This is a genomic window from Mesorhizobium sp. B1-1-1 (assembly GCF_006442955.1).
Lineage (GTDB): Bacteria > Pseudomonadota > Alphaproteobacteria > Rhizobiales > Rhizobiaceae > Mesorhizobium.
Map to the genome: position 1 here is coordinate 148216 of NZ_VFWW01000006.1, position 16001 is coordinate 164216.

Here is a 16001-nt window from a genome sequence, read left to right on the forward strand (position 1 = left end):
TTCTTGACCATCACCCAACTTGACGAGCGCAAGCTTGATCCCGCAATAGCCCTGGCCTCCCTGGACGAAACCGCGCCGAGGGAACCGCACCGGCTCTTCGCACTCAAGCATGGCGACTGCTTCGCCGTCGCCGATTCCTATGGCGACATACGCGGTGTGGGCGACGGCTTCTTCCGCGACGACACGCGCGTGCTTTCCGAATTCCGCCTCGCGGTGGGCGGTCGTTCGACGTCGTTGCTGGGCGCATCGCTGAGCCAGGACAATGTCCTGTTCACCTCCAACCTGACCAATCTGCCTATAGAGAGTGCCGGCGGCCGTCCCATCCCGCAAGGAGCGATCCACATCGAGCGTGTCAGGCTGCTGTGGGAGGACCGGCTGTATGAGCGCCTGACCCTTTCCAACTACAGCCAGGAACATTCGACCGTCCTGCTTTCGCTGCGCTTCGCCGCCGATTTCCGCGACATGTTCGAAGTTCGTGGCTCGACACGCGCCAAACGAGGCACCGCCCATACCGCCGAGATGGACCAGAACTCGGTTCTGCTTCGCTATGAAGGCCTGGACAAGGTGGTGCGTACGTCGACGATATCGTTTTCGCAGAAACCCGACGAATTGACCTCCGACCGGGCGGATTTCTTCATTGCAGTCACCAAACGCAGCCGCAAGACACTGTATGTCGAGGTCGGCAGCGAGATGGCCGATGTGCCCGACCGCGACCGGTTTCGCGCCGCAGCGGCGCGCGCGCGTTTCGGCATGCGCGCCAAGCGCCGCCATGGCGCGACGCTGCACAGTTCGGGCAGGGTGTTCAACGACTGGATGGAGCGCGCCCGTGCCGATGTGGCGCTGCTCACCACCGAACTTGCGACCGGCCCTTATCCCTATGCCGGCATTCCGTGGTTCTCGACGGCCTTCGGCAGAGACGGCGTGATCTCGGCGTTGCAGATGCTCTGGCTCAATCCCGGCCTGGCGCGCGGCGTGCTTGCCTTTCTCGCGCAACATCAGGCGACCGAAACCTCGCCCTTCAGCGACTCTCAGCCCGGCAAGATCATGCATGAAACGCGCAAAGGTGAAATGACGGCGCTGAGCGAGTTGCCGTTCGGCCGCTACTATGGCGGCGTCGACACCACCCCGCTCTACGTTCATCTCGCCTGCGCTTACGCGGACCGCACCGGCGACATGGTCTTTATCGACGGCCTGTGGCAGTCGCTATGTGCAGCCGCCGAATGGATCGAGGCGGCAAGCGCTTCGACCGGATTCGTCACCTACCGGCGTGCGGCGGAGTCAGGCCTCGCCAACCAGGGATGGAAGGACAGCTTTGATTCGGTCTTTCATGCAGACGGTCGTATCCCGAAGGGGCCGATCGCGCTGGTCGAGGTGCAGGGCTACGTCTTCGCGGCGTTCCAGGGGCTGGCGAGACTGGCTCGCCGGCGAGGCGAGACAGAAAAGGCGGAAGGCTGGGAAAGGCGGGCCGAAGAGATCCGCCGGCGGGTTGAAAGTCATTTCTGGATCGAAGAGCTGGGTTACTACGCGCTGGCGCTCGATGGCGACGGCCGACCATGCGAGGTGCGCACGTCCAATGCTGGACATCTGCTCTATGTGGGGCTTCCGGATCCGGATCGGGCGCGGATCGTCGCCGATCAGTTGCTGTCGGCTTCTTTTCACTCCGGCTGGGGATTGAGGACGCTCGCCGACGACGCAATATTCTTCAATCCCATGTCGTATCACAATGGCTCCATCTGGCCGCACGACACGGCGATATGCGCGGCAGGCCTTGCGCGGTACGGCATTCGCGACAATGTGGTGCGGCTGATGAGCGGGACGTTCGAATCCGCCGTCCATTTCAACATGCGCCTGCCCGAACTTTTCTGCGGCTTCACCCGCGCACCGGGCGAGGCGCCGATCGCGTATCCGGTCGCTTGCCTGCCGCAGGCCTGGTCGGCAGGTTCCGCCTTCATGCTGATGCAGGCCTGTCTGGGCCTCCATATCGACGGCTGGGCCGGCGAAATCCATGTCACAAGGCCGCGCCTGCCAATCGGCATCGACAGCCTGGTGATCCGCCATCTCGCGGTGGCGGGCACGGCAGTCGACCTGACGTTCCAGCGTGTAGGAGATCGTGTGGGCGCGTTCCTGGCCGACCGCCATGAAGGGTTGGCGCCTTTGATCGTGCGCAGCTAAAAACCGGAACCATCACCGGCGACGTGCGTTGCACCATCTCCCCGCGGAGAGGCGCGACCTAGGCCGGAGCAATTCACATCGATGCCAGACAACAATTTTGACTTCCTCCACTCTGCCTCCGCTCTTTGGTTCGTCATTCTTGCCAGCCTCTGCGTTTCCCTTGTTGCCTTGGTGATTTCCGCGCTGCGATCCCGCCGGACCCCGCCGGAGCCGGCGAATGCGGAGCCTCCACCGGCTCGCGTCGTATTGCGGGAGTTCGAAAAGAATGGCCATTCCGCCGACGCGGCACTCGTCAACTGGTCGCCCTCGACACTGCGCGAAATCCTGGCGAAGGAACTGCCGGACGCGCAAGTGATCGTCGTCTCCAACCGCGAGCCCTACATTCACAATCTCAGGGATGACAATGTCGACCTGGTTGTGCCGGCCAGTGGACTTGTCTCGGCGCTGGAGCCGATCACCCGTGCCTGCGCGGGAACCTGGATAGCCTATGGCGGCGGCTCGGCGGATCATCTCGTCGTCGACCAGAACGACCGCATCGAGGTCCCACCTGAGAACCCATCCTACACGTTGCGCCGTGTCTGGCTGACCGACGAGGAACAGCAAGGCTATTATCTGGGCTTTGCCAATGAGGGTCTCTGGCCCCTGTGCCACATAGCCTTTACGCGGCCCGTCTTCCGCACGTCCGACTGGGAAACGTACGAAGCCGTCAATCGCAAATTCGCCGATACCGTCGTTGCCGAAGCCCGGAACGAACGCCCGATCGTCCTCGTCCAGGATTATCATTTCGCGCTGCTGCCGCGAATGATCCGGGAACGCCTGCCCGATGCGATCATCATCACCTTCTGGCACATTCCGTGGCCGAATTCGGAAGTCTTCAGCATCTGCCCCTGGCGGGAAAAGATCCTGGACGGCCTGCTGGGGAGCTCTATCATCGGCTTTCATACGCAGTTCCACTGCAACAACTTCATCGAGAGCGTCGACCGCTTCCTGGAAAGCAGGATCGAGCGCGAGGATTCGGCCATTTCCTACGGCGGCCAGACCAGCCTGGTCCACGCCTATCCGATCTCGATAGAGTGGCCGCCGGCTCAACTCGGGAAATTGCCCGCCATCGCGCAGTGCCGCGCGCGCATTCGCGAAAAATTCGGGCTGGCGGACAATGTCAGCCTCTGTGTCGGCGTCGAGCGCCTCGATTATACGAAAGGCATTCTCGACCGGTTTCACGCATTGGACGAACTGTTCAAGCAACACCCGGAGTGGATCGGCAAGGTGGCCTTCCTGCAGATCGCGGCGCCAAGCCGTGGAACCTTGCCGGCCTACCAGCAACTGCACGAGGAATGCCTGCGTTGCGCGGCGGAGCTCAACGAGCGTTATGGCCGGGACGGCTACACGCCTGTCTTGATGGTGGCTGAACACCATTCCCAGGAGCAGGTCTACGAAATCTACCGGGCCGCCGATGTCTGCATGGTGACCAGCCTGCACGACGGAATGAACCTGGTCGCCAAGGAATTTGTCGCCGCGCGCGACGACGAGCAGGGTGTGCTGATGCTCAGCATGTTTGCCGGCGCTTCCAAGGAGCTTCTCGAGGCACTGATCGTCAATCCCTACGACGCGACGATGATGGCCGAGGCGTTGCTGCAGGCATTGACCATGGTGCCCGCCGAGCAGCGCCAGCGCATGCAGCGCATGCGCGAGATCGTCCGCGACAACAATGTCTATCGCTGGGCGGGCAGCATGCTTCTCGACGCCGCCCGCTTGCGCAAGCGAATCGCGATCGACCCCGCCGGGCCGGGCTCCGTTGCCGCGGCCAATGTGATATCGCTGCTTGATCGCAAACGGGTCGCGGCGCTGTGATGTCGGGATCGGCAAATCTGTCCGTGCCGACCGTCCCGCAAGGCCGATGGGCACTCTTCCTGGACATTGACGGTACGCTTCTGGAACATGCCGCGCATCCCGACGCGGTGGTCGTCGGCGATGCGTTGCGAAGCATGCTGACAAGGCTGGACGGGCGTCTGGCTGGCGCTCTGGCTTTCATTACAGGAAGATCCGTTTCCGCCGTCGACCGGCTCTTCCAGCCGCTGCGCCTGCCGGCTGCGGGTCTATACGGCCTGGAGCACCGGCTTGTGCGTGACGGCCCTGTCAAGGCGGCCGACGAGCCCGCCGACATTGCCGCGCTTGCCGAGGAAATCGAGGCGGAACTGGACAATGTGGACGTCTATATCGAGCGCAAGGGCCCGATCCTGGCCATTCATACGCGTGCGGCGCCGCAGTTGCTGCAACGGGCGACGCAACTGGTCGAACAGGCCCTGGAGCGGCTTCCGCGAGGATATCGGGTTCTTGCCGGCAATGCCGGGGTGGAACTGATGCCGCTCGAGGCGGCCAAGGGAGCGGCAATCAGGCGTTTCTGCGAGTTGCCGGCTTTCCGGGGGCGGATTCCCGTATTCCTCGGAGACGACACGTCGGATGAGAACGGCTTCGAAGCCGTCAATGAAATGGATGGCATTTCGGTCCGCATCAAACCGCAAGGGAAAACCGTGGCGCGCCACGCGCTGGCCGATGTCGGCGAGACCCTGGCCTGGCTTGAATCCCTATGTCACGACCAATCGGGCACTGGCCGGTTTGAGGAGGCGGTCCAGCCCACTGTCCGGCAGAGTTGAGGCCGCAAAACGCATTTTGCGCCTTTGGAGAACGGGTTTCAGGAGTTGATCAATGGTCCAGTTCACCAGCCTCATCCACGAGATCATGCCCGCGTGGCTCCGGCGGCGTTCGCGCCGGCGCATGCAGGACACGGAGACAACTTTCGATCCATCGCGTCCTGAAGACGCCGATGCCGTCTGGCGAAAGGCCGTCGAGAGGGACCTGTTCGGCGCAAACACGCCCGACTATACCGAGACCGAACAGAAGAAGCGCGATCACCACTGACGGAGGCTGTCAGCCTTCCGCGAAGACCAGCGAGACATTGCCGCCGGCATGCCGTTCGAGCCGGCCGGCGAGGTCGAGCTCCAGGAGCACCATGAACACCTGGGCCGGATGCAGGCCGGTGTGGCGGATGATCTCGTCGATCGCCACCGGTGTCGGGCCGAGCGCTTCGGTCACCCTGGCGCGGTCGTTTTCGCCGGGTGGCGGCGTGGCCGAGAAATCGGGGGGATCTTCAAAGGGCGGCAGTTCGGGGGCCCGCAAACCGGTCAGCGGCGCGATTGCCCTGTGAATGTCGGCGGCTTCGGTGACCAAGGTGGCACCGTCCTTGAGCAGGCCATTGGTGCCGGCGGCGCGTGGATCAAGCGGCGAGCCGGGTACGGCGAAGACCAGCCGGCCCATTTCGCCTGCGAGCCTGGCGCTGATCAGGGACCCGGAACGCTGCGCCGCCTCGACCACCACCAGACCGACTGCCGCGCCCGCGACGAGGCGGTTGCGGCGCGGAAAATCCTGGGCACGCGGCTGCCAGCCGAACGGCATCTCCGAAATGATGGCGCCGCCGCGCTCGACGATCTCGTCGCACAGGCCGGCATTCTCAGGCGGGTAGGGCAGATCGAGGCCTCCGGCCAGCACGCCGATCGTGCCGGTCGAGAGGCTGCCCTGATGTGCTGAAGTGTCGATGCCGCGCGCGAGGCCGGAGATGATGGCGTAACCGTCGCGGCCAAGGTCGGTCGCCAGCATGCGCGCCATCTTGATGCCGGCGAGCGAGGCGTTGCGGGCGCCGACGATAGCCACCGCGGGCAGCCGAAACACCGCGCCTTCGCCTTTCACCGCCAGCAGCGGCGGCGGATGGTCCATGTTTTTCAACAGGGCGGGATAGTCCGGCTCGCCGATACCGACAAAGCGGGCGCCTGCCAGCCTTGCGGCCTCCAGTTCCGCTTCGGCCTCGGCGATCGAGGGAATGCGGGCGATCCTGCTGGCGCCGCCCGAAATCATCAGTTCCGGCAGCATTTCCAGCGCGACTTCGGCCGAACCGAAGCGGTTGATCAGGTCGCGAAAGGAGGCAGGACCTACATTCTGGGTGCGGATCAGCCGCAGCCAGCTCAACCGCTGCCGGTCGCTGAGGCGCGGTCCGGCGAGCGGCTTGCTCACTCCTTCGCCCCGATTTTGCCCTCGGTGCCGGCAAGCAGGCGTGAAATGTTGGCCCGGTGCTTGATGAAGACGATCAGGCTCATCACGACGAACAATGCGGCAATCTGCGGTGTGCTCAGGAAATAGAGGGCGATCGGCACGGCGACCGCGGCCGTCAGCGCTGCAAGCGAGGAGTAGCGGAACAGGAATGCCATGGCCAGCCAGACGATGGCGAAGATCAGCGCCACCTGCCAGGCAAGGCCGATCAGCACGCCGAGATAGGTGGCGACGCCCTTGCCTCCCTTGAATCCGAGCCAGATCGGGAAGAGATGGCCGAGGAAGGCGCCAAGGCCGGCCCAAGCGCCGAGTTCGGGCGCGAAATGGCCCGCGATCAGCACCGCGGCCGTGCCCTTCAGCGCGTCGAGCAGCAGCGTGGCCGCGGCAAGGCCCTTGTTGCCGGTGCGTAGCACATTTGTCGCGCCGATGTTGCCGGAGCCGATCTGGCGCACGTCGCCAAGCCCTGCCGCACGGGTCAGCAGAAGCCCGAACGGAATCGAGCCCAAGAAATAGCCGAGCACCAGCGCCGGGATCAGGTTGTAAGTCATTGTTCCCCCCGCATTTCCCCCTGACGGGCTGAATTCGGCGCGATGCGCCGCCGCCAGCTCAGACCGAGAACACTGTGCGGCCCGCCACCAGCGTTTGCAAGACCTTGCCCTGCAGGCGCGCGCCTTCGAAACAGGTGTTCTTCGAGCGCGAGCGAATGCCGCTTTCGCTGACGATCCAGGGTTCATCCAGATCGACAAGCGCAAGGTCCGCGACAGCGCCGGGCTTGAGCGTGCCGCCAGGCAGGCCGAACAGCCTTGCCGGCGCCGTGGACAAGGTCTCGATCAGCCGCGGCAGCGGCACGTCGCCATTGTGGTAGAGCCGCAAGGCGGCGCCCAGCAACGTTTCGAGCCCAATGGCGCCGGCTGCGGCGTCGGCGAAGGGCAGGCGCTTGGTGTCGACGTCCTGCGGATCGTGCGAGGAGACGATGATGTCGACCGTGCCGTCCCTGATCGCTTCGATCATCGCCAGGCGGTCTTCCTCGGCGCGCAGCGGCGGGGTCAACCGGAAGAAGGTGCGATATTCGCCGACATCGTTTTCGTTGAGTGACAGATTGTGGATCGACACGCCCGATGTGACGGTCGCGCCGTCGGTCTTCGCGCGCGCCACCGATGCCGCCGCCATCGCCGTCGATATCTTTGCCGCGTGGTAGGAGCCGCGCGTCAGGCGCGCCAGGGCAAGGTCGCGCTCCAGCGGGATGGTTTCGGCTTCACGCGGAATGCCGGAAAGCCCCAGCCAGCTGGCGTAGAGTCCCTCGTTCATCACGCCCGACGACGCGAGGTCGGCATCCTGGGTTTCGTGCACGATGGTTGCGCCGAAATCGCGGGCATAAGTCAGCGCCCGGCGCATCACCAGCGCGCTTGATATGGTGTGGCGGCCGTCGGTGAAGGCGGCGGCGCCGGCCTCGCGCAGCAGCCCGAATTCGGTCATCTCGCGGCCGTCGAGGCCCTTGGTGATGGCTGCGGCCGGGAAAATATTCACGATTGCCGTGTCCTTGGCGGTGCGCAGCACGAATTCGACCAGGGCCACATTGTCGATGACCGGATCGGTATCGGGCATCATGACGATCGAGGTGACGCCGCCGGCAGCCGCGGCGACACTTGCCGACGCGATCGTTTCGCGATGTTCTCCGCCCGGTTCGCCGATGAAGACGCGGCCGTCGATCAGGCCTGGAATGACCGCCTTGCCGGCGCAGTCGATGATGGTGGCGCCCTCGGGCGCCCCCTGGTTCAGCGCAGCCTTGCCGGCGGCGGCTATCTTCTTCCCGTCGACGATGACCGTCCCGGTCTCGTCTACGCCGCGCGAGGGGTCGATGATGCGGGCGCGCTCGAACACCGTAATGGTCATGCGCCGCGGCCCTCATGGTTGCGGCGCGGATCGAGCAGCGCTTCCATCACCGCCATGCGCACGGCGACGCCCATCTCGACCTGTTCCTGGATGACGCTCTGCGGGCCGTCGGCGATTTCCGAAGCGATCTCGACGCCACGGTTCATCGGGCCCGGATGCATCACCAGCGCATCGTCTTTCGCGGCCTTCAGCTTCTCGGCGTCGAGGCCGAAATAGCGGAAATATTCGCGCACCGAAGGCACGAAGGCGCCTTCCATTCGCTCGCGCTGCAGGCGCAGCATCATCACCACGTCGGCATCTTTCAGGCCCTCGGCCATTGAGCCGGTGACGATCACACCCATCCTGTCGATGCCCGCAGGCAGCAGCGTCGAGGGTGCGACGACGCGCACCTGCGCGCCGAGCGCATTGAGCAGCATGATGTTGGAGCGGGCGACGCGCGAATGCAGGATGTCGCCGCAGATCGCCACGATCAGTTTCGACAGCGGACCCTTGGCGCGACGGATGGTCAGCGCGTCAAGCAGCGCCTGTGTGGGGTGCTCGTGCGCGCCGTCCCCCGCATTGACCACGGAGCAGCCGACCTTCTGCGCCAGGAGGGCGGCCGCACCGGCCGACTGGTGGCGGATGATCAATATGTCGGGCCGCATGGCGTTCAGCGTCATGGCCGTGTCGATGAGCGTCTCGCCCTTCTTCACCGAGGAACTCGCCACCGACATGTTCATGACGTCGGCGCCGAGACGCTTTCCGGCCAGTTCGAACGACGACTGCGTCCGCGTTGAGGCTTCGTAGAAAAGGTTGATCTGGGTGCGGCCGCGCAGTGTCGAGGTTTTCTTCTCGGATTGCCGCGAGATCGCGACAGCCCGGTCCGCCCTGTCGAGCAGAAGCTCGATGTCGGCGGGGGAAAGATCGCGGATGCCCAGAAGATGGCGGTGGGGATAGAGTGGCAGGGACGAAGCGTCGGTCATCTCAAGGGGCTGCTATAGGGTGGACGTTCCATGGCTGCAAGCGCCAGCTTTGGATTGCGGCTGTTCTCCCCGGTATTTTCGTCGCGAGCCTTGGGCTATATCTAGCCGATGGCTCCGGATTCGTAGCCGCCTGGCAGTAAGGATGAAGCGTGACCGACGACGTGACGAACCAGCCGCCGCCGCTGACAGGCGGCAACGCCTGGCGGGGCGATCCGTTGCTGATCCAGCTTGCCGAGCGCTTTTCCGATCCGGTGCGCAAGGATCTCGACGGGCTCGGCCGCTTCGTGCTGACGCAGGAGGCCCAGGAACTGGCCCGCCTCGCCAATGTCGAAACGCCGAGGCTCAGGACGCATGATCGCCAGGGCCGGCGCATCGATCTGGTCGAGTTTCACCCCGCCTATCACGCTTTGATGCGCCGTTCCGTAGCCAACGGGCTGCACTCCTCGGTCTGGGAGAACGGCGATGCCGAGATCGGCCGCCGCCATCAGGTGCGCGCGGCCCGGTTCTACCTGACGGCCGGACTCGAGACCGGACATCTGTGTCCCATCACCATGACCAGCGCTTCGCTGGCAGCGCTGATGGCGAGCCCGAAACTGTTCCGCGAGTGGGCGCCGCGCGTGACGACGCGCAAATACGATCAGAGCCAAAAGCCGCCGGTCGAGAAGACCGGGCTTACGCTTGGCATGGGCATGACCGAGAAACAGGGCGGCACGGATGTGCGCGCCAACGTGACGAAGGCCGAGCGCGTCGGCAGCGGCTTCTATCGCCTGACCGGCCATAAATGGTTCATGTCGGCGCCGATGTCGGATGCATTCCTGGTGCTGGCGCAGGCGCCGGAGGGATTGTCGTGCTTCCTCGTGCCGCGCGTCCTTGGCGACGGCTCGGGCAACGGCTTCCGTTTCCAGCGCCTGAAGGACAAGCTCGGCAACCGGTCGAATGCGTCTTCCGAGGTGGAGTTCGTCAACGCAATCGGCGAGATGGTCGGCGAGCCGGGCGCCGGCGTGAAGACGATCATGGACATGGTGACCTTGACCCGGCTCGACTGCGCCGTGGCGTCTTCGGCGATCATGCGGGCGGGTCTGGCCGAAGCCGTTCATCACGCCCGCCATCGCCAGGTATTCGGCACCAGCCTGATCGAGCAGCCGCTGATGCAGCGCGTGCTGGCCGACATGGCGCTCGACGTCGCCGCTGCCACGGCGCTGTCGTTCCGGCTGGCACGTTCCTTCGACGAGGCGGCGAGCGATCGCGGCGAGGCGGCCTTTGCCCGCGCCATGACGCCGGTCGTCAAATATTGGGTCTGCAAGATCGCGCCGCCGCTGCTCTACGAGGCGATGGAATGCCTCGGCGGCAACGGCTATGTCGAGGAGGCGCCGCTCGCCCGCTACTATCGCGAAGCCCCGGTCAATGCGATTTGGGAAGGGTCGGGCAATGTCATGGCGCTGGATGTGCTGCGTGTGCTTGGCCGCGCGCCGGGCCTGTTCGAGGAGGTGCTTGCCGGCATAGATCGCGATCTGGGCGCGGGCGGACGCGGCACCATCGGTGTGCTGAAGGCGGCGATGCAGGTCGCCGCGACCGACGAAGGCTCGGCCCGCCTGCTGACGGAGCAACTGGCGCTGTCGGCGGCGGCGGCGGAATTGCGCCGGTTGGGGGCAGGGCGGATCGCCGATGCCTTCGTCGAGACGCGGCTGGCGGGCCAGTGGCGCAACACCTACGGCATGCTCGATTCGCGCCATGATGCGCGCATGATCATCGACACGCTCTATCCGCCAACCACCTGAGCAGCAGCCATGGACCACGCCTTGGTCATTCCCCCGCGCCGTTAACCTTAACAAATGGTTTCCGTTGCGAGGGCTGGCGGCAAAGCCCACTGTCATTCCTGTCGAAGCAGGAATCACGATGCGACAGGTATTGACCTCTTTTCTCGCCTTGCACTGGACGATCGTTTTCGCCCTGCTGGCGATCATCTGCATCGATGGAAACCGCGGCGTGGCCGGGGCGCTTGGGGTGCTGGGCGTGACGATCGAGAGCGCCCGCTTCGTCGATCTCGAAAATATCGTCGTGGTTGCGCCTCTGGCAACGGCCCTGCTTGTCGTGGCGGTGCTGTTCTTCTGGGCTTTTGTCGAGGCGCTGATCAACAATGCCAGCAATCCGGGCGCCGACAGCGTTGCCCGCATCGCCTTCATCAGCGCTTCCGGCGTGCTGTCGCTGATCTTGGTCGGAGGCGCGGCGCAAGGCATCAACGGGCTGTTCCTGGGCGTCGCCGTGCAATTGGCCGCACTTCTGGCCTCCTATGTCGCCATGCTTGCCGAGCGCCGCACCCTGGCCACATCGGATGAGGTTGAAATCCACGCCACGGCGCACAGCATGGCCAGGGCCGCAGCCCACAATTCGCTGCTTTCGCTGATATCGGGCCGACCCCAGCCGACCCGGAAGGGAGGCCGCTGATGCGTTACATCTTCGCATTGTGGGCGGCTCCGATGGCGCTTTTCTGGGGCTGGTTCTACCTGTCGCTCAACGACATGAATTTCGGCTACGTGATGCTGAGCCGGCAGTTGCATGATTTCGTCTTCCAACTCTACGGCCAGATGCTCGGCATCGACCCGACAATCATTCCCGGCATGGTGGGAAGAGCCTGCATATTCGACGGCCTGCTGCTGCTGGCGATCTGGGCGTTTCGCCGCCGGCGTGAAATCATCGGCTGGATCAGGGGGCGGGCGGCGGTTCCGGTGCAGTTCGAGCGGCTGCACCGAGCGAGCGAAGCCGGTCCAAAACTCCCTGCAGAATAAAGGCGGCTGCGGCCGAATCGATCTTGCCGGCGCGCTTGGCGCGCGAAAAATCCATCTCGATCAGCGTCCGTTCGGCGGCTACCGTCGACAGCCTCTCGTCCCATGGCAGGAAGGGAAGGTCGCTCAAGGCGGCCATGTTGCGTACGAAGGCGCGCGATTTCTGCGCGCGCGGACCTTCCGAGCCGTCCATGTTGACCGGCAGTCCAATCACCACCGCGCCGGCATTCTCCTTTTGCAGCAGATCCAGCAGCACGGCCGCGTCGAGCGAGAATTTCCGTCGGATGATGACCGGGCGCGGATGCGCGAAGGAAAAGCCACGGTCCGAAACGGCGACGCCGATGGTCTTGTCGCCGAGATCGAGCCCGGCAAGCGTCCTGCCGCCGGCCAGCCGTGCCGGCAATTCCTCGATGGTAATGATAGCCAACGGTTTTCCTTTGACCCGACAGCGCCGTCGCGGCGTTTTGAACACGCGAGGCCGTAACACTTTGCTCTTGAGCTGACGCCGTTCTATCCTCCGACGGAACAAAAATCGAGGAACTCGCTGATGAAACTCACTTGGTACGGACAATCCGCCTTCAAGATCGAGGTGGCGGGCGCAAGCATCCTGATGGACCCGTTCCTGAGCGGCAATCCGCTTTGGAAGAAAAGTTGGGAAGGCCCAGCCGAAGGTGTCACCCACGTGCTTTTGACGCATGGTCACGGAGACCATGTCGGCGATGCGCTCGAGATCCTCAAGAAGACCGGAGCGATGCTGGTCGCCAATCCCGAGGTCTGCGGCTATCTCGGCGGCCAGGGCGTCGACCAGAACAATATCAACCAGGGCAACACCGGTGGCACGGTGGACTGCGGCCCGTTCACGACGACTTTTGTCCAGGCATTGCATTCCTCGTCCTATGGGGACGGCATCTATATGGGTAATCCCTGCGGGCTGGTCCTGCATTTCCAGGACGACAAGACGCTCTATCACATGGGCGATACCGACATCTTCTCGGACATGGCGCTGGTCAACGAGCTGCATGAGCCGAAGATCGGCCTGGTGCCGGTCGGCGACCGCTTTACCATGGGAGGTGCTGTCGCGGCTCTCGCCTGCCGCCGCTATTTCAAGTTCGATGTCGCCGTGCCATGCCACTATGCGACTTTCGGCCTGCTCGACCAGACGCCCGACAAATTCGTCGCCGGAATGGAGAGTTCGGGCGTGAATGTCGTCGTGCCTGGGATCGGCGAGGCGGTCACACTATAAATTGAAAACGGAATTAAACCATGGGCTTGAGGAACTCTCTTTGCGTTTCGATGCTGTTTGCGGCGTCGCCGGCGCTTGCCGCGGACGATTTCATTGAAGGGGTATACCTCAAGTCCGAGGAGCTCTGCGCACAGGCCAGGAAAGACACCCTGCAGACGCTGATCGATGCCGGCAACATCGTGCTGTCGGCCCATGGCCTGCAAGGGGTCGAATACAATTGCGAGTTCTTGCAGATCAGCAAGGCGACACGCTCGCCGAGCTGGGCGGTGACGGCCATTTGCCAGGAGCCGGGCTACGTCTTTCCCGACGTGCTCTCGGTGACGCAGATGAGCCCGACTCAGATCGATCTCGTCTCCGTCCGGCCCATCGAAGACGAGAGCGAGGCGAGCGGCAACAGCGGCAGCTACTATCTGTGCGAGGGCATGGCCCCGCCGTGAGGCCATTTGCCCGATTGTGGGCATGCACATGTTGCGCGCCGCGCGCGGCGCCGCTATAGGCCGGGGCTGGTTTTCCCGAGGCACAAACATGTCCGTTGACGTCAAGACAGTGAAGCGCGTCGCGCGTCTCGCCCGCATTGCGGTGAGCGAGGAAGATGCCGAACGCATGACCGGCGAGCTGAATGCCATACTGGGCTTCGTCGAACAGCTGAACGAGGTCGATGTTTCCGGGGTCGAGCCGATGACTTCGGTAACTCCGATGGGGATGAAGAAGCGCCAGGACGTCGTCACCGACGGCAACAAGGCTGCCGACATCGTCGCCAACGCGCCTGCCACGGAAGAGAACTTCTTCCTCGTGCCGAAGGTCGTGGAGTAACAGGCCGATGGCCATCGAAATCGCCATCGAGACGCCGCTGCAGGACGATGTGCGCGGCTTGGTCGCGGAGCTCAACGAGACGCTGCTCGAACTGACGCCGCCGGAACACTGCTATCATCTGACCGTCGAGCAGATGGCCGGCCGGGACACCACGGTCTTCGTCGCCCGCGACGACGGTCTTGCAATCGGTTGCGGGGCGCTGAAGCGCCATGACGGTGCCATAGGCGAGGTCAAGCGCATGTACACGCGGCCCATTCATCGCGGCCAGAAAATCGGCGCCAGGATCGTGGAGCGTGTCGAAGCGCTGGCGCGCGAGGAAGGATTGAAGCGTCTGGTGCTGGAGACGGGCGATCGCCATCCTGCCGCCTGGGCTGTCTATGAACGTTCCGGCTTCTCGCGTTGCGGTCCGGTGCTGGATTATCCCGATTCCGAGTGGTCGGTATTTTACGAAAAGAGCCTTGCCTGATGAGCGACCTGACCCGACTGACGATTTCGCAGGCCCGCGCCAAGCTGCGCGCCAAGGAAATCACCGCGACCGAGATTGCCGACGCCTATCTCGCTGCGATCGACCGCGCCAATCCGGCGCTCAACGCCTATGTCGTGGTAACCGGGGACAAGGCGCGCGACATGGCCAAGGCCTCCGACGCCAGGCTGGTCAAAGGCGAGGGCGGTGCGCTGGAAGGCATTCCGCTCGGCATCAAGGACCTGTTCGGCACCGAGGGCGTGCACACCCAAGCGTGCAGCCATGTGCTCGACGGCTTCAAGCCGCATTACGAATCGACCGTCACCTCCAATCTGTGGGCCGACGGGGCGGTCATGCTGGGCAAGCTCAACATGGACGAGTTCGCCATGGGCTCGTCCAACGAGACGTCCTATTACGGGCCGGTGGTCAACCCGTGGCGGCGTTCGCGCGTTGACACGATGGTGATGCCGACGACGCACCAGGGCGATGGCGGCTTCGTTTCGGCCGGCGGCACCAGGACCGCGCGCACCCTGGACAATGCGCAGCTGGTGCCGGGTGGCTCGTCGGGCGGCTCGGCCTCCGCCGTCTCGGCTTTCCTGTGCGCGGGCGCCACGGCCACCGACACTGGCGGCTCGATCCGCCAGCCGGCCGCGTTCACCGGCACGGTCGGCATCAAGCCGACCTATGGCCGCTGTTCGCGCTGGGGCATCGTCGCCTTCGCCTCGTCGCTCGACCAGGCCGGGCCGATCGCCCGCGACGTGCGCGATGCCGCGATCCTGCTCAAATCGATGGCCTCCGTCGATCCGAAGGACACGACCTCTGTCGACCGGCCTGTGCCGGACTACGAGGCGGCGATCGGCAAGCCGATCAAGGGCATGAAGGTCGGCATTCCCCGGGAATACCGCGTCGACGGCATGCCGGAGGAGATCGAGGCGCTGTGGCAGAAGGGCATTGCCTGGCTCAGGGATGCCGGCGCCGAGATCGTCGACATCTCCTTGCCGCACACCAAATACGCGCTACCGGCCTACTACATCGTGGCGCCCGCCGAAGCCTCGTCCAACCTTGCGCGCTATGACGGCGTCCGCTACGGCCTTCGCGTCCCGGGCAAGGATATCGTCGAGATGTATGAGAAGACCCGCGCCGCCGGCTTTGGCCGCGAGGTCAAGCGCCGGATCATGATCGGCACCTATGTGCTGTCGGCGGGCTATTACGACGCCTACTATCTGCAGGCGCAGAAGGTGCGCAATCTGATCAAGCGGGACTTCGAGAACGTCTTTGCCGACGGCGTTGATGTCATCCTGACACCGGCGACGCCATCTGCCGCCTTCGGCATCGCGGACGAGGACATGGCTTCCGATCCGGTGAAAATGTACCTGAACGACATCTTCACCGTCACCGTGAACATGGCGGGCCTGCCGGGCATTGCGGTGCCCGCCGGCCTCGATCCCAAAGGGCTTCCGCTCGGCCTGCAGCTGATCGGCAGGCCGTTCGAGGAAGAGACGCTGTTCCAGACCGCTGCTGTCATCGAGCAGGCGGCCGGAACGTTCCAGCCGGAGAAGTGGTGGTAGGAT

Annotated in this window: 17 protein-coding genes; 12 read left to right on the forward strand and 5 right to left on the reverse strand. The window is 64.2% G+C overall.

Annotation, left to right across the window (positions count from 1 at the left end):
* Positions 1 to 9 precede the first annotated feature (9 nt).
* From FJ986_RS13820 to FJ986_RS13835, 4 genes are all read left to right on the forward strand, one after another.
* Positions 10 to 2172 (forward strand): amylo-alpha-1,6-glucosidase, encoded by a 2163-nt coding sequence (locus tag FJ986_RS13820; RefSeq protein ID WP_140525405.1) that lies wholly within the window; start codon positions 10 to 12, stop codon positions 2170 to 2172.
* 81 nt (positions 2173 to 2253) lie between these two features.
* Positions 2254 to 4023, forward strand: coding sequence for a trehalose-6-phosphate synthase (locus FJ986_RS13825; RefSeq protein ID WP_140674589.1), 1770 nt, complete (start codon positions 2254 to 2256; stop codon positions 4021 to 4023).
* Positions 4023 to 4826 carry a trehalose-phosphatase gene (gene otsB / locus FJ986_RS13830; protein WP_140674592.1) on the forward strand — a complete coding sequence of 268 codons (804 nt, stop codon included), beginning with the start codon at positions 4023 to 4025 and terminating at the stop codon, positions 4824 to 4826. The genes FJ986_RS13825 and otsB overlap by 1 nt, the downstream gene beginning before the upstream one ends.
* A 52-nt stretch (positions 4827 to 4878) precedes the next feature.
* On the forward strand, positions 4879 to 5091 hold the full coding sequence (locus tag FJ986_RS13835; protein ID WP_140638218.1) for a hypothetical protein: 213 nt from the start codon (positions 4879 to 4881) through the stop codon (positions 5089 to 5091).
* 9 nt (positions 5092 to 5100) lie between these two features.
* On the opposite strand, the gene dprA is transcribed toward FJ986_RS13835, so the two are convergent.
* Genes dprA through FJ986_RS13855 form a run of 4 tightly spaced genes read right to left on the reverse strand, consistent with a single transcriptional unit; the run spans position 5101 to position 9128 of the window.
* Positions 5101 to 6237 carry a DNA-processing protein DprA gene (gene dprA / locus FJ986_RS13840; RefSeq protein WP_140525337.1) on the reverse strand — a complete coding sequence of 379 codons (1137 nt, stop codon included), beginning with the start codon at positions 6235 to 6237 and terminating at the stop codon, positions 5101 to 5103.
* Positions 6234 to 6821 (reverse strand): glycerol-3-phosphate 1-O-acyltransferase PlsY, encoded by a 588-nt coding sequence (gene plsY / locus FJ986_RS13845; protein ID WP_140515331.1) that lies wholly within the window; start codon positions 6819 to 6821, stop codon positions 6234 to 6236. Before plsY ends, dprA begins: the two co-directional genes overlap by 4 nt.
* Before the next feature lie 58 nt (positions 6822 to 6879).
* Positions 6880 to 8166, reverse strand: coding sequence for a dihydroorotase (locus FJ986_RS13850; RefSeq protein WP_140525336.1), 1287 nt, complete (start codon positions 8164 to 8166; stop codon positions 6880 to 6882).
* The gene (locus FJ986_RS13855) at positions 8163 to 9128 is read right to left on the reverse strand and encodes an aspartate carbamoyltransferase catalytic subunit (RefSeq protein ID WP_140525335.1); all 966 of its coding nucleotides are present in this window, start codon (positions 9126 to 9128) and stop codon (positions 8163 to 8165) included. The genes FJ986_RS13850 and FJ986_RS13855 overlap by 4 nt, the downstream gene beginning before the upstream one ends.
* A 149-nt stretch (positions 9129 to 9277) precedes the next feature.
* Between FJ986_RS13855 and FJ986_RS13860 the strand changes: the two genes are divergently transcribed.
* The 3 genes from FJ986_RS13860 (at position 9278) to FJ986_RS13870 (ending at position 11914) form a co-directional block, all read left to right on the forward strand.
* The gene (locus FJ986_RS13860) at positions 9278 to 10906 is read left to right on the forward strand and encodes a DNA alkylation response protein (protein ID WP_140674595.1); all 1629 of its coding nucleotides are present in this window, start codon (positions 9278 to 9280) and stop codon (positions 10904 to 10906) included.
* Positions 10907 to 11024: 118 nt separating this feature from the next.
* The gene (locus tag FJ986_RS13865; RefSeq protein WP_140674598.1) at positions 11025 to 11573 is read left to right on the forward strand and encodes a hypothetical protein; all 549 of its coding nucleotides are present in this window, start codon (positions 11025 to 11027) and stop codon (positions 11571 to 11573) included.
* The gene (locus FJ986_RS13870) at positions 11573 to 11914 is read left to right on the forward strand and encodes a DUF6105 family protein (protein WP_140656324.1); all 342 of its coding nucleotides are present in this window, start codon (positions 11573 to 11575) and stop codon (positions 11912 to 11914) included. The genes FJ986_RS13865 and FJ986_RS13870 overlap by 1 nt, the downstream gene beginning before the upstream one ends.
* On the opposite strand, the gene ruvX is transcribed toward FJ986_RS13870, so the two are convergent.
* Complete coding sequence (ruvX, locus tag FJ986_RS13875; RefSeq protein ID WP_140560937.1) at positions 11832 to 12338, reverse strand: Holliday junction resolvase RuvX; 507 nt, start codon at positions 12336 to 12338, stop codon at positions 11832 to 11834. The two genes, FJ986_RS13870 and ruvX, sit on opposite strands and share 83 nt — an antisense overlap.
* 120 nt (positions 12339 to 12458) lie before the next feature.
* Between ruvX and FJ986_RS13880 the strand changes: the two genes are divergently transcribed.
* The 5 genes from FJ986_RS13880 (at position 12459) to FJ986_RS13900 (ending at position 15998) form a co-directional block, all read left to right on the forward strand.
* Complete coding sequence (locus FJ986_RS13880) at positions 12459 to 13154, forward strand: metal-dependent hydrolase (protein ID WP_140515338.1); 696 nt, start codon at positions 12459 to 12461, stop codon at positions 13152 to 13154.
* A 20-nt stretch (positions 13155 to 13174) separates the two neighbouring features.
* Positions 13175 to 13591 carry a hypothetical protein gene (locus FJ986_RS13885; RefSeq protein WP_140515339.1) on the forward strand — a complete coding sequence of 139 codons (417 nt, stop codon included), beginning with the start codon at positions 13175 to 13177 and terminating at the stop codon, positions 13589 to 13591.
* A gap of 88 nt (positions 13592 to 13679) precedes the next feature.
* Positions 13680 to 13967, forward strand: coding sequence for an Asp-tRNA(Asn)/Glu-tRNA(Gln) amidotransferase subunit GatC (gatC, locus tag FJ986_RS13890; protein WP_140498745.1), 288 nt, complete (start codon positions 13680 to 13682; stop codon positions 13965 to 13967).
* A 7-nt stretch (positions 13968 to 13974) separates the two neighbouring features.
* On the forward strand, positions 13975 to 14433 hold the full coding sequence (locus tag FJ986_RS13895; protein ID WP_140674601.1) for a GNAT family N-acetyltransferase: 459 nt from the start codon (positions 13975 to 13977) through the stop codon (positions 14431 to 14433).
* A complete protein-coding gene (locus tag FJ986_RS13900; protein WP_140674604.1) occupies positions 14433 to 15998 on the forward strand; it encodes an amidase family protein in 1566 nt (521 codons plus the stop codon). Before FJ986_RS13895 ends, FJ986_RS13900 begins: the two co-directional genes overlap by 1 nt.
* Positions 15999 to 16001 lie beyond the last annotated feature (3 nt).